Origin of the sequence: Sorangium sp. So ce302 (genome assembly GCF_051530145.1) — a bacterium.
Taxonomy (GTDB): Bacteria; Myxococcota_A; Polyangia; order Polyangiales; family Polyangiaceae; genus Sorangium; species Sorangium cellulosum_B.
In genome coordinates, this window is the sequence record NZ_CP150326.1 from 649199 (window position 1) to 669840 (window position 20642).

The 20642-nt window shown below is 69.2% G+C and carries 17 protein-coding genes and 1 pseudogene; 9 read left to right on the forward strand and 9 right to left on the reverse strand.

Annotation, left to right across the window (positions count from 1 at the left end; translation table 11 throughout):
• Positions 1–290: 290 nt before the first annotated feature.
• Positions 291–974 (reverse strand): phage integrase N-terminal SAM-like domain-containing protein, encoded by a 684-nt coding sequence (locus WME73_RS02485; protein ID WP_437914616.1) that lies wholly within the window; start codon positions 972–974, stop codon positions 291–293.
• A 430-nt stretch (positions 975–1404) separates the two neighbouring features.
• On the opposite strand from WME73_RS02485, the gene WME73_RS02490 reads away from it, so the two are divergent.
• The 5 genes from WME73_RS02490 to WME73_RS02510 all read left to right on the forward strand — a co-directional run bounded on the left by WME73_RS02490 (position 1405) and on the right by WME73_RS02510 (position 5582).
• On the forward strand, positions 1405–2208 hold the full coding sequence (locus WME73_RS02490; protein ID WP_437743962.1) for a hypothetical protein: 804 nt from the start codon (positions 1405–1407) through the stop codon (positions 2206–2208).
• Between the two features lie 130 nt (positions 2209–2338).
• Positions 2339–3556, forward strand: coding sequence for a protein kinase domain-containing protein (locus WME73_RS02495; protein ID WP_437743963.1), 1218 nt, complete (start codon positions 2339–2341; stop codon positions 3554–3556).
• 119 nt (positions 3557–3675) lie between these two features.
• Entirely contained in the window at positions 3676–4647 is a 972-nt protein-coding gene (locus WME73_RS02500) for a hypothetical protein (protein ID WP_437914617.1), read from the forward strand.
• A 430-nt stretch (positions 4648–5077) separates the two neighbouring features.
• Positions 5078–5281, forward strand: coding sequence for a hypothetical protein (locus tag WME73_RS02505; protein ID WP_437743965.1), 204 nt, complete (start codon positions 5078–5080; stop codon positions 5279–5281).
• 76 nt (positions 5282–5357) lie between these two features.
• Positions 5358–5582 carry a hypothetical protein gene (locus WME73_RS02510; protein WP_437596559.1) on the forward strand — a complete coding sequence of 75 codons (225 nt, stop codon included), beginning with the start codon at positions 5358–5360 and terminating at the stop codon, positions 5580–5582.
• A 234-nt stretch (positions 5583–5816) separates the two neighbouring features.
• On the opposite strand, the gene WME73_RS02515 is transcribed toward WME73_RS02510, so the two are convergent.
• From WME73_RS02515 to WME73_RS02530, 4 genes and pseudogenes are all read right to left on the reverse strand, one after another.
• Entirely contained in the window at positions 5817–6530 is a 714-nt protein-coding gene (locus tag WME73_RS02515) for a hypothetical protein (RefSeq protein ID WP_437914618.1), read from the reverse strand.
• Positions 6527–7510, reverse strand: a complete 984-nt coding sequence (locus tag WME73_RS02520; RefSeq protein WP_437914619.1) for an alpha/beta fold hydrolase — start codon at positions 7508–7510, stop codon at positions 6527–6529. The genes WME73_RS02515 and WME73_RS02520 overlap by 4 nt, the downstream gene beginning before the upstream one ends.
• 82 nt (positions 7511–7592) lie before the next feature.
• Positions 7593–8648 (reverse strand): AraC family transcriptional regulator, encoded by a 1056-nt coding sequence (locus tag WME73_RS02525; RefSeq protein ID WP_437743968.1) that lies wholly within the window; start codon positions 8646–8648, stop codon positions 7593–7595.
• Positions 8649–8992: 344 nt separating this feature from the next.
• Positions 8993–9235, reverse strand: a pseudogene (locus WME73_RS02530) (IS21 family transposase); the annotation flags it as partial.
• Positions 9236–10154: 919 nt separating this feature from the next.
• Between WME73_RS02530 and WME73_RS02535 the strand changes: the two are divergent.
• A complete protein-coding gene (locus tag WME73_RS02535; protein WP_437743970.1) occupies positions 10155–11033 on the forward strand; it encodes a hypothetical protein in 879 nt (292 codons plus the stop codon).
• Positions 11034–11043: 10 nt separating this feature from the next.
• Here the strand turns inward: WME73_RS02535 and WME73_RS02540 are convergent, their stop codons facing one another.
• The 3 genes from WME73_RS02540 to WME73_RS02550 all read right to left on the reverse strand — a co-directional run bounded on the left by WME73_RS02540 (position 11044) and on the right by WME73_RS02550 (position 15496).
• Positions 11044–11691: a hypothetical protein gene (locus tag WME73_RS02540; protein WP_437914620.1), complete on the reverse strand. Its 648-nt coding sequence runs from the start codon at positions 11689–11691 to the stop codon at positions 11044–11046.
• Positions 11692–11702: 11 nt separating this feature from the next.
• A complete protein-coding gene (locus WME73_RS02545) occupies positions 11703–12068 on the reverse strand; it encodes a hypothetical protein (protein ID WP_437743972.1) in 366 nt (121 codons plus the stop codon).
• 320 nt (positions 12069–12388) lie between these two features.
• Positions 12389–15496, reverse strand: coding sequence for a VWA domain-containing protein (locus WME73_RS02550; protein WP_437914621.1), 3108 nt, complete (start codon positions 15494–15496; stop codon positions 12389–12391).
• 385 nt (positions 15497–15881) lie between these two features.
• Between WME73_RS02550 and WME73_RS02555 the strand changes: the two genes are divergently transcribed.
• From WME73_RS02555 to WME73_RS02565, 3 genes are all read left to right on the forward strand, one after another.
• Complete coding sequence (locus tag WME73_RS02555) at positions 15882–17033, forward strand: serine/threonine-protein kinase (RefSeq protein ID WP_437914622.1); 1152 nt, start codon at positions 15882–15884, stop codon at positions 17031–17033.
• A 100-nt stretch (positions 17034–17133) separates the two neighbouring features.
• A complete protein-coding gene (locus WME73_RS02560) occupies positions 17134–17733 on the forward strand; it encodes a Uma2 family endonuclease (RefSeq protein WP_437914623.1) in 600 nt (199 codons plus the stop codon).
• A 166-nt stretch (positions 17734–17899) separates the two neighbouring features.
• The gene (locus WME73_RS02565; RefSeq protein ID WP_437914624.1) at positions 17900–18415 is read left to right on the forward strand and encodes a hypothetical protein; all 516 of its coding nucleotides are present in this window, start codon (positions 17900–17902) and stop codon (positions 18413–18415) included.
• A gap of 78 nt (positions 18416–18493) precedes the next feature.
• Here the strand turns inward: WME73_RS02565 and WME73_RS02570 are convergent, their stop codons facing one another.
• Positions 18494–20560, reverse strand: a complete 2067-nt coding sequence (locus WME73_RS02570) for a vWA domain-containing protein (RefSeq protein ID WP_437914625.1) — start codon at positions 20558–20560, stop codon at positions 18494–18496.
• Between the last annotated feature and the right edge of the window lie 82 nt (positions 20561–20642).

The window sequence follows — 20642 nt, forward strand, 5'->3', positions numbered from 1 at the left end:
CATCGCCGATGGCACGCTGGCGCCCAGATCCTGGGCCGCCCGCCTGCTTCTGGACGGAGCTGCCCCGGTGGGCGTGACGATGACGGGATCGGCGAGGGGGATGCCCATCGCGAGCGCGCGGCGTGGACGCCGCGGCCGAGCTCGAGTCGTCCGGTGTGGAGCCCGCACGAGCACGCGCTGGTCTCCTTGACAAGGCGGCGCAGCCGTCAGGTACGCTATCTTTCACGATGAGTGGGGCCGGGACGACGGGGTGGGGTCGGAGCTCAAGGCGCTCCCCGCTGACCCGGCGGTCAGCGGTCAAGGGGGCTGATGACGCCGAGAGGGCCGCGGTCGACGATGTGGATGTCGATCATCGTGGTCCGCCCATCTTTGTGGCCGAGCAGCGTCTGGATCGTCCGGATGTCGATGCCCGCCTCGAGAAGGTGGGGCGCGAAGCTCTGGCGGAAGGGTCGGCATGTCGCGCGCTTGGCGAGCTCCGCCGCGCGTCCGGCATCGTGCACGGCCCTTTGCACTGCCGATGTTTGTCGTCGATCGAGGTCGACGTCGTTGACACGAATCGAAAGCGTTTCGAGGAGCCGGAGGCCGTTTCCGTAGAGGAGCTCGCCGATGAGTCGAAAAGGCGGGACGAAGTGTTCGAGCAAGGTGAGCGTCTCCTGTCGCGAGAGGACCGAGGGGAGGTGCTCCGGCCGGCGTGCGCGTTCGAGCGCTTCGAGCCGGGATATCTGCAGGTCGAGAACCCGCTTGTAAAGGAAGAGGAGCGCGCACAGCGCCTGGTTCTGCGTGGATGCCGCGGTGCGGCGTGCGACCGCAAGCTCGTCAAGGAAGGCCGTGACCTCTTCCGCGCCCATCTGCCGTGGGGGCTTGCCGCTGTGGAAGCGGAGGAATTGCCGGAGCCAGTGGACATATGCCGCTTCGGTGCGCCGAGAGTCATGCAGGCGTCGTATGGTGGTGCGTACGGCTTCGATGAGGGTCACGTGGATGGTCCTGCGTGCATAGGGCCGGTTCGTCGGTCCCGCACTGGCCCTTATCGGCTCGAGGCGGGCGCGAGTTGCGGCGACCGGGGGATACGTCGACCGGGCTCTGGTCGCCCGGGGGACCCAGCCGTCGGCGCGAATCTCGCGCGACGACACGCCGTTGCCGTCCGGGACCTAGCAACGGGAATACGTAGTTACGCAGCAGCGGCCTATCTCCGCAATCCTGCAGATAGGCTGCGGAAGGTCGCGGCCTATCTGCAGGATTGCGGAGATAGGCCATGATGGGCTGTGACTTATCCTCGGGAATATGGAGATAGGGTACCACGGTTCGCGGCCTACATGGGAAAATGCGTGGATATGTCGTGCATCACAGCTGATTGCGACGTTGGGCAGAAGAGCGGAATCGTACCCGGTCCCATAGGAGACCACCATGGCTCAAATTTCTGATGACGAGGCTCAGCGACTCCTCGAATTTGTGTGCGCGACAGCGCGTGCTCACACGGACGTGATCCTGGTAGTTCCAAAGGACGGAGGTGACGCCGCGCTCGCATCCTGCATCCACATCGATTGGAACGGCAGGCGACTGGTGCTGACGTGCAATCACGCACTCAGGGCTGAGCACGCATACTTCACGTCACCCACTCGCGTGCAGAACAGCGTCATCGACGAGAATACGCGCTACCAGGTTCATTCGCTTCGATTCTTGAGTGCAACTCAGGATCTCGACATCGCCGTGTTCGAAGGAACGGACGCCAACGACACTGGCTCCGGCAAGACCCCCTACGTTCTCGCTGACAGTTCGTGGTTCGCTCCCGAGAAGTTGGACGCAAGCGAGGGCGTGGCGGCGTTCATCTATGGACTCTTGGGAAATAAGGCCCGTGGTCACCAGTATCCCGACGGGCTCGTCTATCTTGAAGCTCCGATCTACACGGGCCTGGGCCCCCTGGTTCAGGTGGTGGAACGTGAGCTGGTCGCCGACATGGCCGAGAAGAGGATCGTGACTCTCAATGACAAGGACTTCCCCCAGCTCAAAGGAGAGGTGGCTACAGGAGGGGTTCGCGACCTCCAGGGAAGCAGCGGCTCCGGCCTGTGGATGGTCTTGGATCGCCAGCCCTGCCTCCTTGGGATCGTCTTGGGACGCAACCCCTCCCCAGCCGGAACGCATCTTATTCGAGCCACGCCGATCTGGTCGGTGCGCCGTTGGCTTGAGCAGGCACTGACCACGGAGCAGTAGCGCGACCACAATGGAAGCTCTACCCAACAAGCCGCTGGTGTCCGACGGCCCGGGCAACATCGCTTCGCTCGGCAGCCCGGCCCGCGGTACAGCGGCAGTCGTTGGGCCGATGTGACCCGAGGCTGATGGCATGAACATTCCTGCGGAATATACGAAGTATCTGGAATCCAAGGGATTCCGCACGGAGGGCCCGATCGGGAGCGGGCTCTCTGGTACTGTTGTCAAGGCGATCCAGACGCGCCTTGGTCGCCCCGTGGCGGTCAAGTTCTTTGATGGGCTCGCAGCTCGAAACAACCCCGCTCTGCGCAAGCGCTTCGAGCGCGAGGCCGTCCTTCTCGCTCATATTCAGCATCCGGCAATTCCATACGTACTCACGACTGGCGCCATCCCGAAGATCGACGTTCCTTACACGGTGCTTCAGTTCATCGAGGGGCACCGCTTGCGCGATGAACTCGACAAGAAGCGCACGTTCGAACCTGATCTTGCGCTTCGTTATGCCGCTGAGGTTCTCGACGCGCTCCGCGCCGCGCATCGCGAACGGATCATTCATCGCGACGTGAAGCCGGAGAATGTCATGCTCAGTGGTGGGCGTTGCGTGCTCATTGACTTTTCGATTGGAGTTTCACTCGAAGACCTGCCGGGGGCGACGCGCGCAACTGCGACGGGGGAGGGTCTCGGCACGCTTGATTATATGTGTCCCGAGCAGCGCCGTGACATGGCTCGGGTCGACGAGCGATGTGACCTCTACGCGGCCGGGATCGTTTTGCTTGAAATGCTGAGCGGAACTCCGCGTCTTCTGGTGGATCGAATCGAAGCGCAGCTCGCGCACCTTCCACTCGGCGTAAGAACCGTCGTCAAGCGCGCATGCGCCGAGCAGGTAGACGCGCGCTACCAATCTGCGGAGGAGTTCTTAGACGCCCTTCGACCGCTGATCTCTGCACGTCCGACGTTGCTCAACGCCGAGACCCGCGCACTCTGTGTGAACACCCGCTGCCCCGGTGCAAGCTGGTCGCCCCATGGGTACTACCGCGGTCCGAATGTCTATGATCAGACCAAGGCAAACCACTGCGGTTCATGCGGTCAGGCCTTGAAGCGACACTGCGAGCAGTGCGGTACCGCGTATACAGACACCCGGTTCTGTGGCGATTGTGGCGCCGAATGGTACTCGATTCCGGAGTGCGCCACGTGCGGCTCCTGGCTTCAACGCGCCGACATGGGGACCGACACAGCACAGAACTGCTGCACGAAGGGACGCGCGAAAGCAGCGGTGGCCGCGCGGCGTGCGGCGCTGCGCCCGGCGCCCAAATTCACCAAACCGGGACCAGGCGATGACGACATCCCGTTCTGAGCACGGAGCACAGGCCAACTATGCGGCTGGTGCTGACGGCGCGCCGAGCCTTGCTCCGCTCCGCGTGGCGCCCCGCAGAACAACCGCAGTCGTTGGGCAGAGTGTAACTGGAGCGCACCATGGCAGAAGCTCCTGAACACGCGTTCTTGAAGACCGAGACCGTCGCTGTCCTGAATCGGTTTGCCCGCCTGCGCCTCTACGGTTGCACCGAATCGGATCGTAGGCGGTTCGATCTTGCATGCATGCTCGAACGCGACTGGAAGCGTCCTCTTGTCGGCCAGGTCCTGTGGAAGCACTCCGAGGGCTTAGAGAAGGACATTCGAACCATGGTCACTGACGGCGAGGCTGACATCTGGCTGTATGTTGCGAGTGATCAAGTACGGCATCGACTTGCGCTGGAGGAGGTTATTCATGACTACCGTCGGAGTGGACGAGCGCAGGACCTTTTCAAGCTGAAAGTGCTCTGGATTCCATCTGACTTCGACGCAGACAGTGAGGTTGAGCGAGGGGCGGTCGCGCGGGTACTGGAGTCGCAGATCGTGGAGGATATCCTCCTAAACGTTGTTCTCGGAAATCTCAGCGCAGACGACGTCGCGTTCTTTCTCAAGGCCAGCGGGATCCCGGGTCTGAACTTGGCTGTCCTGTGCGAGGCGGCTAAAGGCGAACCGACGAACTTTTCCATGGTGGCTCGCAATCTTGGCGTCAGTGCTGCACCGATTCGAGAGAAGTTCATGCTGCTAGCGGGGGCAGGTCTAGTCGCGGCGCCCTTAGGATCGGCAGCCTACCAAGTCACACCACGAGGCACGGTCTTCCTCGACCTGCTCGCACGCGTATGGCAGCAGGCGACGAGCGATGCGGTGTCTTCCGAGATGAAATTTCTTCTCGAGAAGCTGGGCGGTGACGTAGTGCCTCTGGGCGTTGTGAACGAGAATCGGGAAGTGTTCCCCTCGAATCCGTACGTAGGACTTTTGAAGACGATCGCGAGCGCGGAACGTCGATGGGGGCTGGACCTAGCGACGTTGAGGCCGCCCGTGGAATCTGCACCTGCCCAACAAGGAGTTGCAGCTGATGGCGCTTCGCGCCACAGCTGAACTCCCGCTACGTTGGGCCGCCGGGCGTCATGCTGAACGGGTGGGCCTGCGTGACCGCGGCCTCCCCAGGCCCGACGAACGAGAGCCGTGGACACGTGCGCAGCGGGAGCGCAATCCACCGGCGCCTGCCTCGCTCTCGATCGGGGCCCGCTTCCACGGCCAGGATGCGCGGGGCCTCATGACGACGGCTCTCGGTACGACGGCGCTCCGTCCGCCAGGGATCGCGCTCGACTGGGCAGGGGTGGGGTGCAGTCGGGCGCGGCTGCAGCCTCTGCTCCTGCGAGCCCTGCGCCACCGTTCGCTCCGAGGCTGCCCTTGACGGGGGCCCGGCCTCCGGCGCTGCCTGCGTCCCCAGAGCGGCTGCAGCGACGGGAACGGCGGGAACGGCGCGACATGGTAGACTGGACAGCGGCGGAAGTGGAGGTTGGGCATGATGGACGCCGAGCAAATTTTTCAGGAGATCCGTAGTCTTCCGACCGATGCGCAGCGCACGCTCATCGAACGCATCGTTCGGGAGCTGGGCGGCACCCGGAGCGAGCCGGCGGGGCTGGCGGACCCACCGGACGATCCGTTCCTAGGACTGCTCGCCGACGAGCCGGAGCTCGCCGATGAGATCCGATGCGGCCACGCATAGAGTCCGTGTGTAGAGACAGTGGGTTTCGACCGCCCGTCATCTGCACACCAGACGAGCTGTCGCCACAGGAGGAGAAATGATTCGCGATGCCATCGTCGATGAAGTTCGCGCAATTCGCGACGAAATTGCGAAGGAATGTGGCTATGACGTTCACGAGCTGTTCAAGGCGTTTCGACGCCTTGAAGCAGGCAGCGCCACAGACCACGTCTCGATCGTTCCGCGTAGCGGTGGCCCGGAGGCCGCCCAACAAGGCAATGCAGCGGACGAGGCGCAGGCGACGACGCCCGCACCTCGCCGCTGATTGCCAAGGCCTCGTTCGGCCCGCGCCCGCCACGGGCGACTGCGCGCCTCGTGATCCGAGCGCGGCGGCCGCACAAGGAGACCGCCGCGGCGCGGCGCGCGTGGCTCGCCGGCCGCCCGCCGTCGCGAGCCCTCGCGCAACGGCGCGCCGCTTCCACCGAGCGCGCTCGCGGCGCGCGCCCGCCGAGAAAATCCATGTCACAGGCGAGCGGGGGACGGCCACCCGTGCGCCACGCTACTGCGTGATCTCTCGGGGCGGCGCCGCCGCCGAGGTTCCGAACGCGTAGGACACGCCCACTTCGGCGCGGAAGGGGACGAGCGGGGGGGGCTCGAGGCCGTGGGTGGAGCGATAGCCCGCGCGCAGCCCGAGCTCGACGCTCGATCCGATCGACAACCCGAACGCGAGGCTCGCGTCGAGGTAGCCCCCCGTGGGCGCGTAAAAGCCGTCGCGAATGCCCTCGTAGGTCGCGCGCGCGCGATCGCTTGCCGCGATGTACGTGCTCAGGATCGCCGTGTACTCCACCTCCAGCGCGATGAACCAGCCGCGCTGGAAATACCCGCCTGCGAGCCCGGGGTGCGCGCCCACGCTCACGAACCGAAACGTCTGGTTGTCGCCCGTCTGCACCGGCAGCCCCAGGCGCCCGGCGAGCCCCCAGCCGCCGTGCTGCAAGAGCGTCGCGCGCGCCGCCGGCTCCAGGCGGAAGGAGTCGAGCGCCGGCACGAGGAAGACCGGCAGCGTCAGCCCGATCTCGAGGTCGAGGCGGCGCACGAGCCGTTCCACCGGGATCGCTCGCCCGTAGGCGAGCTCCAGAGCGGGCGCGGAGTTCCATCCGAGATTGACGTGCGTCGCGTTCTCTTGCTCCCCTTGATACCCGCTGATGGGCGCGGCCGACGCGACCGTGGAGACCGCCGTCGCGGCGATCGCCGTGGCGAGGGCGACGGCCCTCATCTCGCCCCCTCGTATGCGCCGAGATGGGCGCGCAGGACCTCCATGACACGATCGGGGTGCTTGTTCACCCAGCCGTGGTCTTCGCCTTCGATGCGGACGAGCTCGACGTCGCAAAAAAGAGGGGCGTGACGGCTCTCCTGTTGCTCGAACCCGATGACGGTGTTGATCGTCGTTCCGATCAGGGTCACCGGCTTGCAGAAGCGGTCGAGGCCGGAAGAGAAATCGAAGTCCCACTCTCCGTCCGTCTTCGCCGAGCTCTGCAGGTCCCGCATCGCGCGCGCGCCCAGGCGGAAGGCCTTGAAGTTGTCGGGGTCGTCCGGGTCTTCGTAATACCCTGGCTGCGACCAGCCCTGTCCCAACGAGAGGAGGAAGTCTGCGCGCGCATCTCCGTCGGGGCTCATGGCCCATTCCGACCAACCGAGATCGTTCAACCCCTCGGCGGTGAGGCCGAACGTGAAGAGCTCGGTCTCGTTCGCGATCGCCGCGTTCAGGAAGCCCGGCTCGCTGAGGACAGCCTCTCCGACGCGGTCGGGGTGCCTCTGGATGTAGAGGGCCGCGTACATGGCGCCCCACGAATGCCCGAACAGCGTGACCGGCGCGTCGGGGGAGAAGCGCTGGACGAGCTCGTGGAGATCCGCCGCGTACGTCTCGGCGGTGAAGTCCGATGAAGGGACGCGCTCCGAGAGACCGGTGCCTCGCTGATCCCAGTGGACGACGAAGTACCGCTCGGAGAGCGCGCCGAGGCCGAGCATGCCGCGCATGTCGCCGCCGGGGCCGCCGTGCAGCGTGATGAGGGTGGGGTTTTGCGGGTCCCCTTGCGTGCGAAGGTGAATGAGGGCGCCGTCGCGGAGGGTGAAGCGAGGTAGCGTGTCGTCCTCCGCGACCGTCCTCGGGACGAGGTTTCCTGGCGCGTCCGGATCCAGACAGCCCGAGGCGAGCACGACGCACGTCAGACAACAGCGGCGGGCGAACGAGCGCATGACCGGAGCGTACGAACCCGGGCCGCCCCAGGCATTGTGCCGCCACGCCAATCGATTGTCCGGGGGTGCCTTCGGCTACGCGCTACGCCATGGAGCGCTCGCGGAGCTGGCCCGGCGTGCTCCCCGTCCACCGCCGGAAGGCCTTGTAGAACGCGCTCACATCGGAGAAGCCCACCAGCGAGCCGATCTCCGCGAGCCCGAGGGCGGGATCCTCCAGGTAGCGCAGCGCGAGCTCTTCGCGGGTCTTCTCGACGAGCGCTCGGAAGGGAAAGCCGTCCTCCGAGAGGCGTCGTTGCAGCGTGCGCGCGCTCAGCCCGAGCCGCTTCGCCACCGTCGCCAGCTTGGGAGCACCGCCGTGCAGCTCGAGGGCGAGCGCGTGCCGCGCGCGCTCCACGAGGCTCGCCTGGGCGGGCGGGAGCTTTTGCACGAGGAGGGCGGCGTGGCGCTCGAGGACGGCACAGAGCTCGGGGGCGGCCCCTTTCATCGGCGTCGCGAGCGCCGCGCGCGGGAGGACGATCGCGTCGCCGGGCGCTCGAAATCGAACCGGGCAAGCGAAGATCCGGGTGTACGCCTCGAGCTCGGCGCAGCGCGGGTGACGGAACTGGATCGAGGAAGGCGACAACGGCGTGACGGCGAGCGCGCGGAAGCGAAGGACGATGTTCGCGAAGCCGAACTCGGTCGCGACCCGGTGCGGGGCCGCGCCGGGGACGTGCTCCCGGACGAGCCGGGCCTCCGTGCGATCGACGTGAAGGACATGGCGCACGGCCGTGCTGATGACGGCGAAGTGCCGCGAGAACCTCTGGAAGGCGTCTCCCACCGTGTCGCTCGACGCGACGACGTAGTCCATCACATCCCAGTGGCCGATCGAGAGCGCCTCCGCGGCGCGGAGCCCGACGCCCGGATCGCCGGCCCTCTCGACGACATCGTCCCAGAGCGCGATCCACCGGCGATAGGAGAGCCGGAAGTCGGGGTTGCGCAGCTCCTCCGGCGTGAGCCCGTGCGCCCGGGCGAGCGAGCTCCCGTCGATCCCGGCAGCCTCTGCGGCCCCGAGCACGCTCCGCAGCGCCTTCACGCCGACGCTCAGCGTGCGCTCGCCCTCCGCCTTCACGAGCGGGTCGAGCCCCCGACGAGAGCTCACGAGGCGGGGCCTGCGCGACACTTGCGAAAGTCGCACGGCCTGTCAGCGACGTCAACCACGCCCGTGGGCTTCGCGTGGCGCAGGCAGCTCGGGTTCAGGCGCCCGAGCGAGATCCCGTGGTTCACCTGGAACACGGTTCAAGTCGAGGCTACTTACGATTCGCCCTCTCGCCATCGGTAGTGGTCAACTTTGCCCAGAGAGAGTCCACATGGAGGCGGGAAGGCGGGAAGATCATTAAGGTTCTCTTCCCGCCTTCCCGCCTTCATGTTCAAATTTGACCACTACCCGCGCGAGCCACGCCGCCGCCGCCTCCGGCAGCGCGAGCCGGCGTGCCGCCACCCGAGCGCCGCGGAGGTGGTCCACTCGGTCGCTTGTCGATTGAGGTCGCCGACGTCGGTGCAGCTCCGGGCCTCGAAGAAGGCCTCGCGGACGTAGCGGATGGCGCGTTCGACGCGGCCCTTCTCGTTGCCGCGGGCGACGGCGACGGGCCGCGGCTCGAAGTGGTAATGCGCCGGCAGGGCCTGCAGCGTGGGGTGGAACCGGATCGCGTCGCCGTGGCGCTCGACGACGGCGCCCTTGAGGTTGTCCGGGCGGGGCGGCGAAGAGTCCCCGTCGGGTGCAGCAAGGCGAACAATGCAGGATTCTATCTGGACGAAATCGTTGGGGCGAGCGGCTGTGGTGCCCGGCCTCCGTCTGCGCTCCACAGACTGCGAGGGGTAGGGCACCGCTGCCGAGCGCGTGGCGGCCGACGCGGCGGCGCGCGACGACGCGAGCTCGTCGCGAAATGTGCCTCGGCCGCGACGGCGATGTCGTTAGGAGCTCGACGACACCTGCCGCAAACGTTGCGGCGACGGAGCCAGTAGTTTATGTCTGGGAGGGGCCTTCCTCAAGCGGCCGGGGCTTCTGGGATGCGTTGAGAGGCCCTTCGCGACGCGCGCCAAGGTCCGGAGTGTCGTCCCCCGCGAGGAGATTTTCTCATGAGGCGCCAGGAATTGAGGAACTGGGTGGATGCCCGGATCACCCGGACGGCGGTTCGAACGGCACCCATGGCCATCGCCGCGGCTGGCGCGGCGCTCGCGCTTGCGGGCTGCACGTTCGGCGATGACCCGCAGAAAGCTCAGCCCGTCGTCGGGAACTGGTTCGATCAGAACTGCATCCCCGTGGAGTGCTTGTTCGAATGTTGCCAGGGGTGGAATTATAATGGTGATCCGCTCCTCCGCGGAAGAAAATGGTATGGTCGTCAGTGCGAGGAAATCCGGAAAAAGAGCGCTGTTTATTCGGAGTACGTTTATTTGATGTTGATGGAGCAGAATTGGTGCACTGAGGATTTTACCGATTCTTCGAATCGGGGTACTGCGCGGTCGTTAATCCCCCCGACGTCATCAAAGAGTTCGGGCCCGATGGACAGCCCGTGTATGCGGGGTTGAGCTTTTTGGTCTGCCCGCCGAGGGGACAGCCAGCGGCGCAGCCCATGGAGGACGTGGAACTCATCCCCGAGGAGTGAGGGTGGTCGTGGTGGTCATGCCTGCGCGCATCCTCGCGATCGCCATCATCGTCGCCTCCGCCTTTGTCCGACCCTCGAAGGTGTTCGCTCACGCGGGCCCCTGCGCGGCCCCCGAGCCATTCAACGGGTTCTGGGGCGTTGGGCAGCTCCAAGTGAGACAACGCGTGGCGGGAATTCCGATCCTCGCCACGACGCGCTTTTCGTACAGGCAGATACGATACTCTCCCTGCGCCGGCGGGGTGCCCGTGTTCCCTCTTGGGATCGGCGAAGCGAGCATGAGCGTAGGGGTACCTCTCTTCGACAACCGGCGCGGCGGGTGGCTGCTGCAAATGGCCGCCAAGGGGCAGGGCTCGCAGAGGCCGAGCGAACCCCTGAGCGGTGTCATCACCGGCGCACCCGCCACCGCGGGTCACATCAACCTTTGGGGGACCGCGCTGCCGTTGATCCAGCTCACGGGGGCGGCGTCGGCGGCCATCATGCCGCAGTCCTCAGACGTTCCCCTGTCGATTGCGTATCTCGGCGGTGCGCGGTTCTATGCTCTTCATGGCAAGCACGCGCAAGCGAATTTGGGGATCATGGTCGGCGGCAAGAATGCTGTCGTCAACGCCGTCCCCTCGCTCGCGGTCCGGGGCAGCGACCTGGCGATATGGGGTCATAAAGTCGCGATGGGATTGGAGCTCCGCTCACCCATCGAGTTCTCTGGCGGCCCGATACCCGTTCGGTGGCGGCTCTGGGGTGCCTTGACCTTCGCGCTCGACAAGCTGGACGATGGGAGGAGCGACCACGCGCGCGACACGCAAACGCCCTGGTCTTCCTTCGACCTGGTCCGTTCACCCGTCGAAGCCCCACCCACCCAGACGGTCTGGGAGACGACGTTATGAACGCGTTCGTTCATTCGGAGGGAAGTCCGAATCTTTTGCGGCACCTGCGGAGTGTCTCTTGCACGCCGCGGGTCAAATCACTCTTTGTTCTGAGTGCGCGGTTTTGTTCTGACTGTGCGATTATGAATTTCTCTTCTTGCGTTAGCTCGTCTTCGTCCAAATGCGCTGGAAACTTATCGAAGTTTGTGCACTTTTCGAGGCTGTTGACGAGAAACTCTCCGACCCCCGCCTCGTCCACGCATGGCGCGTTGTATGTCAAGACGAACAGCAGGTTTCTGTGATCTGTAATGGTGCCGCAGACGTAGGCATTGGCCAAGGTCTCTCGTACTCTGCATTCTTCTACCTCTTTTTGCAGTGCCTCGACCTTGGCGGTGGCTTTCTCCACCCCGGCGTCGTCCGTTTCTCCCGGAGGAGACGTCGCCGTGGCTGGCGGGATGGCTGTGGCTTTCGCGCGCGCTTTCACTGCGCGTCGGCACGCAGCGAGCTCCCGCGTCACTTCCGCATCAGGGATGGACGCCGCGCTCTTTTCCATGGCCGGAGGTCTGCGCTCCCGCGTCGCCCAGCCGACCACCACGCCGCCGCCAAAGACGAGGCCGAGCACGGCCACCGCGATGAGGAGATGAACCATGAGGCCGGCGCTCTCGGGGCGTTTGCTCATGTGTCAAGCTCCTACGGCTTCGGTGCCTGCTTCATCATCGGTGGGAGTTTCGGGGGCGTCTCCGTGCACGTCCAGACGAACTCCTTCAGGCTGCGGAGCAGCTCTTCTTCCGTGAGCGTCTCACGAACCCGGATCGCCTCCGCGACGAGGCTCGACTCTTCCTTCGTGAGGTCGCCCGAGCGAAAATCCGCGGGAATGTCCGAGAGCGCCGCGCAGCTCTCGAAGTTCTGCTCGATGAGATCGGCAGCCCTGGACTTCGGCCCGCACATCAACCCATCCTTCGGCAAAGCCATCAGCGCGCTGAACTGACGAGACGCGGCGCTGCAAACCTCGGCGTTGACCAGGATTTCGCTCTTCCTGCACCGCTTCAGCTCCACCTCGAGCTCATCGACGGTGGCTGCTCTTTCGGGAGCGTCTTGTCGTCCTTCCCCCGGAGGCGCTTCGGCTGCCGGAGCCGTCGCTCGCGGCTCCGGACGAGCTGCCAGCTGTTCTCGACATGTAGCCAGCTCTTCCCGGTCCATCCGAATCCAGGGATCCGAAGCCGGCTCCGCGCTCTTCTCCTTCGCCGGCGGACTCCGGTCCAGGAGCGATCTGCCGACGAGCACGCCGGAGCCAAAGGCAGGGACGAGCAAGACCGTCGCTGCCAGAACACGAACCGCGTGCCCCGTTTTCGTGGCGTTCTCCGTCATGAGTCGCGTCACCTCCGCCCACGACGCCGCGCCAAGATCTTCTCCGCCGCCGTGAGCGGTCGTCCCTCCGGCGCCGCGCGGCCCGCGCCCGTTGCGTGTCCGCTCCCCGGGGGCGCGGGTTGAGGCCCCGCCGCCGACCCAGGTAGGGGTCCCACCGTCGGCCCAGGTGGAGGCCACGACCCAGGTTGAGGCCATGACGCCGCCGACCCAGGTTGAGGTCCCGGCGCCCCCGCCGGCGGCGCTGTCCTCCCTGGCATCGTCCCCGCCGGCTCGCCCCCGCCGCGCCCGTCATCGCGCAGCGCCGGTCCCGCCTGCGCGCCCTCGCGCCGCTCGCGCCCCCGCTCCCGCGCCGACAGCAGCGCCCCCACGGTCGCGCCCGCGGCGGCCGGCTCCGCGGCGGCTCCCCACCGCGCCGCGCGGAGCCGCTCTCCCGCCCGCGCGAGCCACGCCGCCGCAGCTTCCGGCAGCGCGAGCCGCCGCGCCGCCACCGCGAGCAGCAGCGCGAGCGCGGCGAAGAACACCAGGCTCGGCGTCGCGTCCCGGTACGCGAACCGCTTCGAGGCCCGATCCTCGAAGATGCCCGCGAGCGTGTCGCGCCGCTTGCCCCCGGTGAACTCCGCGATCCGCCGGAGCAGCGACAGATCGCTGCGCGTCGGGCGCAGCTCCTCGCCGGCGGTCATCGCCGCCCCCGTGGTCCCGACCGCCTCCCCCGTGAGCTCGTCCCGGGCCACCGCCACGTAGGTCCCCGGCCGCGACAGCGGCAGCTTCGCCGTGTACGCGCCCGCGCCCGTCGCCTCGAGCGGGAGCTCTCGCGAGAAGCCGTCGGGCCCCGCGACGTGCACGACCAGCCGGCGGAACGACTGCGCACGCCCGTCGTCGCCGATCACGCTCGCCCGCACCGACAGCTCGCCGCCCGACGCGTCCGCTTCCAGGCGCACGCGCGGATCCTCCTCCTTGCGCGTCACGTCGCGCGCGGCCTGCGCGATCATCCGCGCCGCGCCGGGCCAGCGCGTCCACGCGGCGCCCCAGCGGCCCTTGAGATCGCTCGTGAACGCGGCGGCCCGGCCGAGCCCCGCCGACCACACAGCGAGCACCGGATCGCCCTCCGGCCCGGACAGCAGCACCGTGGACCGGCTCTTGGCGACCGTCACCACGTAGCCCCCGAGCGGCGGCGCCTCGCCGAACGGCACGCCGGCGGTGATCGACGACGGCGCGCCCAGCGCGACGTGGAAAGGCTCCTCCACGATCGCGCTCTTCGCCGCCATGATGGTCTCCTGCGTGAACACCGCGGGCAGCCGCGTGGCGTCCTCGACGAGGTAGAAGCGGCCGCCGCCGATGCGCGACAGCGCCTCGAGCTCCGGCACGTCGCTGCCCTGGCCCAGCGCCACGACGCTCGTCGTCGTCCCGCGGCGCATCGCCGCCTCCACCATCGCGCGGCACGGCCCCATGTTCTCCGCGTCCGAGCCGTCGGCGAAGAGCAGCACGTGCTTCAGGCTCGAGGTGTCCCCGTCGAGCGCCTGGTAGGCCGCCTCGAGGGTGATGTCGACGTAGATGCCGCCGCCGCCCGGGCCCACGGCGCGGATCGCCTTCTCGATCGCGGCGCCGTCCGCGACCGGCCCGAGCGGCACGCTCCACCGCACCGCCGTGTCGACGTGCGCGACGCCGATCCGATCGCCGGGGCCGAGCAGCGAGGCCGACCGGGCGGCGGCCTCGTTGGCGAGCTCGAGCTTCGTGTGGGCGCCGGCGGTCGCCGCCATCGACCCGGAGATGTCGATGCCGATCACCTCGGCCAGGCTCGCCCGCCGCCGCTCCTGCTTCAGGTCGAACGCGACGGGCGAGATCTCCTCGAGCGGCGTCCGCGCGTAGCCGCCCGGCCCCATGCTCCGATCGCCGCCCATCAGGAGGAGCCCGCCGCCGAGATCGCGGACGTAGCTCGCGAGCGCGTCGATCTGGCCTGGCGACAGATCCGACGCGCGGATGTCGCTGAGCACCACGACGTCGTAGCCGGCGAGCTCCCCGAGATCGGCGGGGACGCGGCTCAGACCGCCCTCGTCCACGCGGAACGCGCCGTCCGCGAGCGCCCGCGCGGTGAACGCGCCCTGCCCGGCGTCGCCCTCCAGCACGAGGGCCGCCGCGGCCCCGCGGACGCGCAGGAACGCGCTCGCCGCGTTGTCCTCGGCGGCCTCGTCGAGCCTCGGATCCTTCGCGGTGATCTCGACGTCGTAGCGGTGCAGCCCGGGCCCCGGCGCCTTCTCCCGGATGCGCAGCACGTCTTCTCCCGCCGCGATCGAGGCCTCGGTGCGGGCGATGAGCTCGCCGTCGCGGCGGAGGCGGATCTCGACCTCGGCCGGGGACGGGGACGAGGTGACGAGACGCAGATCGAGCGCCTCACCCTCGTCGGCCCGCGCGGGCGCGCGGAGGGCGACCACGCGGACGTCGGGGACGAGCCGCTGCTCCAGCGGGATCACGTCGACCGGGAGGCCGGCGGCGACGGCGGCGGCGGCCGCGGCCATCGTGTCGCCGCGGGTCGCGACGCCGTCGCTGAGCAGCACGACGCGCGCCGCGGAGTCCGGCGGCACCTCGGCGAGCGCGCGCCGGATGCCGGCGGCGAGGTCCGTCCCGTCCCGGCCGAGCGCGACCCGCTGCGGGGCCGCGAGCTGCGAGCGCGGGCGCGGCGGATCCTCGGTCGCCGCGCCCGCGGCGAACGCGATGGTGGCGATCCGATCGTCCTCGCGCATGCCGAGCTCGGCGACGGAGAGCTCCTGCGCGACGCGCCGGTCGGCGCTCGGTACGAGATCGATCGAGCGGCTGCGATCGATTGCGACCAGGACGGTGAGCCGGTCGAGTGGCCGGCCAAGCTCTGGCCCGGCCACGGCCATCGCCGCGGCGAACGCGGCGAAGGGGGCGAGGAAGTCGCCGAGCCGCGAGCGCCAGGCGCCCTGCCGGCGGGCGTGCGCCGAGGCGAGCGCGAGCGCGAGGTACCGGAGCGCGATGAACGACGTGGCGCCCAGCGCGAGCAGCGCGCCCCAGGGCCGCGCGAGCCGGAGATAGGCGTCCGGGAGCAGGCCGCACCAGACGAGGCCCACGTAGAGCGCCGGCAGCGCGCCTGCCACCATCCAGCCGAGCAGGATCGGGCGGCGGAGCGCGCCGCGCCGGAGGGCGAGGCGCAGCAGCGCCGCGAAGACGAGCGCGCCGGCGAGCGTGGCGGCGTAGGGGAGGGCGCGCAGCGCGGCCGCCGGGATCAGGGAGGCCTCCGTTCGGTCCGCATGCGGGGGAGCCGCAGTAAATCATCTTTGCGCGGGCCCGGGGACGCCGCTTCGGCGGGTGTGGCCGAGTGCCCCATCGGCGACGCCGTGGGGCGTCTCTGTCGGTGTCGAGCGGGTTTCATGCGGCGCTCCGGCGCATCGGAGCACCTTTCCATGTTTGTCAGGGATGGCACGCAGTCTGCTTGAGCGCGGGTCATGGGCGCGGCGAGGCCGCGCAGTCGGGGCAGGAGAGATCATGTCGCGCATCGAGACCACGGACACCTGGAACGGCACGGGCGGCGGCGCGTGGGATCTCGACGAGGGCCTCGGCGAGCCCGCGCGCAGCGTGCACTGCCAGGACCAGGAGGGGGATCTCATCGCGGGCAAGTACCGGCTGGTCCGCAGGATCGGCGAGGGGGCAATGGGCACGGTCTGGATCGCGACGCACGTGGCGCTCGGGTCGGAGGTCGCGATCAAGCTGATGCGGCCCGAGCTCCGGTCGCCGGAGCTCGCGGAGTACTTCGTCCGCGAGGCGCGCGCCGCCGGCCGGCTGAACCACGCGGAGGTCGTCCGGATCTTCGACCTCGGCGAGACCGCGGCGGGGGACCCTTACCTGGTGATGGAGCTCATCGAGGGCGAGTCGCTGCGGAGCGCGCTCTCGCGCGAGGCGGCGATGACGCCGGAGCGGGCGATCGCGCTGCTCCTCCCGGTCGCGGGCGCGATGCACGCGGTGCACGAGAAGGGGGTCGTCCACCGCGACCTCAAGCCGGACAACGTGATGCTGGTGCGCCGCGGCGGCGGCCGGCTCCAGCCGAAGATCGTCGATTTCGGCGTCGCGAAGATCGTCTCCGAGCGCGAGGCGAGCCAGGCGTCGGCCAGCTTCGAGGTCTTCGGCACCCCCGACTACATGCCCCCGGAGCAGGTGCTCGCCGTCCCTGACATCGATCGCCGCGCCGATATCTGGTCGCTCTGCGCGATGCTGTACGAGCTCCTGTCGGGCCGGCCCCCGTTCTCGTCAAGGAACGCGCTGGACGGCCTGCGGGCGGTGCTGCAGGACGCGGTGCCGTCGCTCGTCGACACGTGCGGCCTCGACGCGGATCTCTGGGCGATCGTGGAGCGCGGGCTGCGGAAGGAGCCGTCCTCGCGCTGGTCGAGCATGCGCGAGCTCGGCGAGGCGCTCGCCGCGTGGCTAAGGGCGCGGGGCGTCCTGGAGGACGCGCGCGGCGTGTCACTCCAGGGGGAGTGGCTTCCTTGCGAGGAGCCCTGTGTGCCTGCGGGCAATGGCTCGACGCCGCGCGTATCCTGGGTGGAGGAGCGGAGCCGGCCGAGCCGCCGGTGGTCGTCGCGCCGCCGGGTGCACCGGATGAACCGGGGCCGGTCTCCTGGCGAGCAGACGGCCTGCCCTTGAGAGAGCCCCCTGAAGCGGTCGGCGTGCGCCTGGTGGCAGCGAGCGCGACGCGGGTCGAGCGGCGGGAGTGGCGGCGGTGTACGCTGGCGACAGGCCGCGCATGAACCTCGCCGAGAAGCTCGTCCGGTCCGCCACGCTCGCCGACCTCGACGATCTGCCGCCCGGCTGGCGGGGCGAGATCATCGACGGCACGCTGTACGCCTTTCCGCGTCCCCGCTTCGTTCACGCGAACATCGAGGACCTGATCACGGCCGACCTCAAGAACCCCTACCAGCGGGGCAGGGGCGGTCCGGGAGGGTGGTGGATCCTCTCCGAGCCGGGCATCCAGATCGAGCGCGCGCCGGAGATATCGCCCGACGTCGCGGGCTGGCGCCGCGCGCGCATGCCCGCGCCGCCGCGGCCCGCGGAATCCATCTCCCTCGTTCCCGACTGGTGCTGCGAGATCCTCTCGCCGCGCACGGCAGGCTACGACAACCTCGTGAAGCGCCGCTTCTACGCCGAGATCGGCGTGCCTCACCTCTGGTACGTGGATCCTGTCCGGCGGACGTTGCTGGTCAGCCAGCTCGAGAACGGGCGGTGGGTCGAGCTGGGGCTGCACGGACGAGACGAGAAGGTGCGCGCGGCGCCGTTCGAGGACGTCGAGATCGACCTGGCCGAATGGTGGGAAGGGCTCGACGAGGGCGAGGGCGACGCGCCCTGAGGCGCCAGCTCACCGAGGCGGACTGCGCTCGTCTCGTGGTCGAGCCGATCGGGCCATGGAGCCCGCCTGCGGCAGGTCAGGAGGGCGCGGCGACCGCCCTGGCTCGCGGCGATCGAATCGGCAGGCGTCGGGGAGCTGTCGACGCGTTCACCCCTGGAGGCGCCGCATGGCCACCATAGAGGCGTTCATTCCGACGGTGGTGCTCTTCGAGACGATCACCGACGTCGCTCGTTCTCACAAAGCGCACGTCGTGCTCCAGCGCTTCGAGGGCGCGCACGGCGGCGCGGCGCTCTCCGTCGTCGAAGCGAGCCCCCTCGCGGCTCACGAGTATCTGAGAGGCGGCTATCAGCTGGTGTACCTGGCGTCGCGGAGGGCGCCCGCCGGCGAGCAGGACTGGGGCTTCTTCGACCGGGAGGCCGCCAATCTGCTCGAGTTCGCCGGTGCGCGCCAGCGCGGTCAGGCTCTCGAGCAGGTCACGATCCGCCCGGTGGCGAAGAAGACCAATGTGGCCACGTTGTTCGCCGCGACCGGGGCGGCGATCGTGGCGAGCTGCAAGCAAGGAATGAGGCTCAACGGTCGGCTCTACCCGAAGATCTTCTACGCGAAGGAGCTGGAGGCCGGGAGTCTCCAGCTGTGGGTCGATATCGAGACGAGAACCCTATCCGCCGAGATGGTCGGGTAGGGCCTCTGGCTCCTCGCGGCGCGGCCTTGGCGCCCCGGCGGTCTTTCCGCTGATCCGCGGCGCTTTCCCGCCGCGGCGCTAGGCGGCGGGGCTGCCGGGGCCTCGCAGCGGCCTCGGCACGCGCGTGAAATACCAGACGTCGAAGAGCACGAAGCCGAGCGCCGCGAGCGCCAGGAGCCAGGTCCACTCGACGTGGGCGTCCGGCTGTCCCGCCGCGCTGGAGACGGCGACCTCGCCGCCTCCCTCTGCGAGGAGCGGCCTCGGCGTGAGGTCGCTCTCGGCGACGCTTGTGAGGTTCGCCGGCACGACGACGGACCCGGCCTGCGGTCCCTGCCAGGCGAGGCGGTAGAAGCCGGCGCGGGGCGTCTCCGCGATCACCGCGACGCCGGCGCGCTGCGCGACCTCGAGCCGCTCGCCCGCAGGGCCGATGGCCTGGAGGTCCCGCGCGGTCGCCGGGACGCTCACGCGCAGCGGCTCGCCCGTGCGCGCGGGGCCGGTGATGCCGTGGGCGCGGTGGGCTCGCGCCTGCTCGAGCAGGTTGCGCACGAAGAGCACGAACGACGCCTTGAGCGGCCAGTCGCTCTCGCCCACGTCGAAGCCGAGCAGCGTGCCGGTCCGCGAGGCGGTGGAGATGTCGGTCGCGATCGTGCCCTCCTGGGCGCGGATCAGCTCCTGCGTCGCCGCCTCCGGCTTGAGGGACGAGGCCACGCGGAGGTTCACGCCGTCCAGCGTCAGGAAGCGCAGCCGCGGATCCGCCGTGTCCCACGACGTGAGCGTGGGGCGCTCGAGCGTCGGCCCGACGAGCGTGCCGGCGCAGCGCCCGGGCGGCGGGTTCACGATCAGCAGATCGCCCCCCGGAGGATCGGGCGGGCACGCGCCGTCGATCACCACGAACGTGTCGGGATCGAGCCCGGGCTTCCCGAGCAGATCCGCGAGCGCGCCCGAGGTCACCGAGGTCATCGGATCGGACGCGAGCGCCCGCTCGATCCAGACGGAGCCGCCGGAGGGCGCTCCCGGCTGAGCGCCCTGGGCGTCGCCCCCCTGGCCCCCGCCGGCCGACGCGAGGAAGACCGGGAGCTTGTCGCCGGCCGGCACGCGCCCGTAGGCGACATCGTCGAGCGGCATCGCGTCGCGCGGCGAGAGCTCGAAAACGAGCCCCTTGCGGTAGTCGCCGGGCGACGGGCGGAACGTGAGCACGACCGGCAGGCGCTCGCCCGGCTTGACCAGCACGCGCCGCGAGCCGAGCACGTCCGACGCGTTGTCCTGCCGCATCGTCACGTACACGTCGCGCGGCTGCGCCCCGAAGTTCGCGACCACGAGGAAGGCCTGCACCTCCTCGCGATGCTCCGATCGCTCGCCGTCCGCGCCGCTCGCGCCGCTCGCGCCCACCAACGCGCTCCCGGAGCGCACGTCGACGCGGACGATGGCGGCGTTGTCGACCGGATCACCCACGGTGATGACCTCCACCGGCAGCGACACGCCGCGCAGCGAGGCGGGGCGGGCGAGGTTGCCGTCGGTGATCGCGACGACCCGGCGGGCGCCGCCGAGCTGGCGGAGCCGGTCGATCCCGAGCGCCACCGCGGCCCCGAGATCGCCCTCGACGTCGCGCGCCGCGATGGGGTCGATCGCGGCCTTGAGCCGGACGAGATCGCGATCGAGCGCCGCGACGAGGCGCGCGTCGCGCCCCGCCTCGACGATCAGCGCGTCGCTGCCCGGGGCGAGGCCGGAGAGGAGGTCCCTGGCGAGCTGCTTCGCGAGCTCGACGCGCGTGGTCGCCTCGCCGGCCGGCCCTCGAGCGGCCGCGGACATCGAGGCGCTCGTGTCGAGGACGATCGCCACGTGATCGCCGGTGAGCTCGCGCCCGCGCGAGGCGGGGCGGGCGAGGGCGAGCGCGAGGAGCGCGAGCGCGAGCGCCTGCAGGACCAGCGGAAGCTGGGCGATGAGCTTCCTGAAGGGCGCGCGCGCCATGAGATCGCGCTGCGCGGCGGCCCAGAGCCACGTCGAGGGGACGCGCCGGCGGCTCCGCTTGATCTTGAGGATGTAGAGCAGGACGAGCGGGCCGAGCAGCGCGAGCAGCCACAGGCCGCCGGGCGAGAGCAGCGCGAGCGGGGCGCCCGCGGAGGCCTGGGCGAGCGGGGCGGCCACGTCAGTCGACGCCCCTCGCGACGAAGCGGCGGACGGCGCCCTCGAGCGGCTCGGGAGGTGCGGCGATCGGCATGAGGGGCAA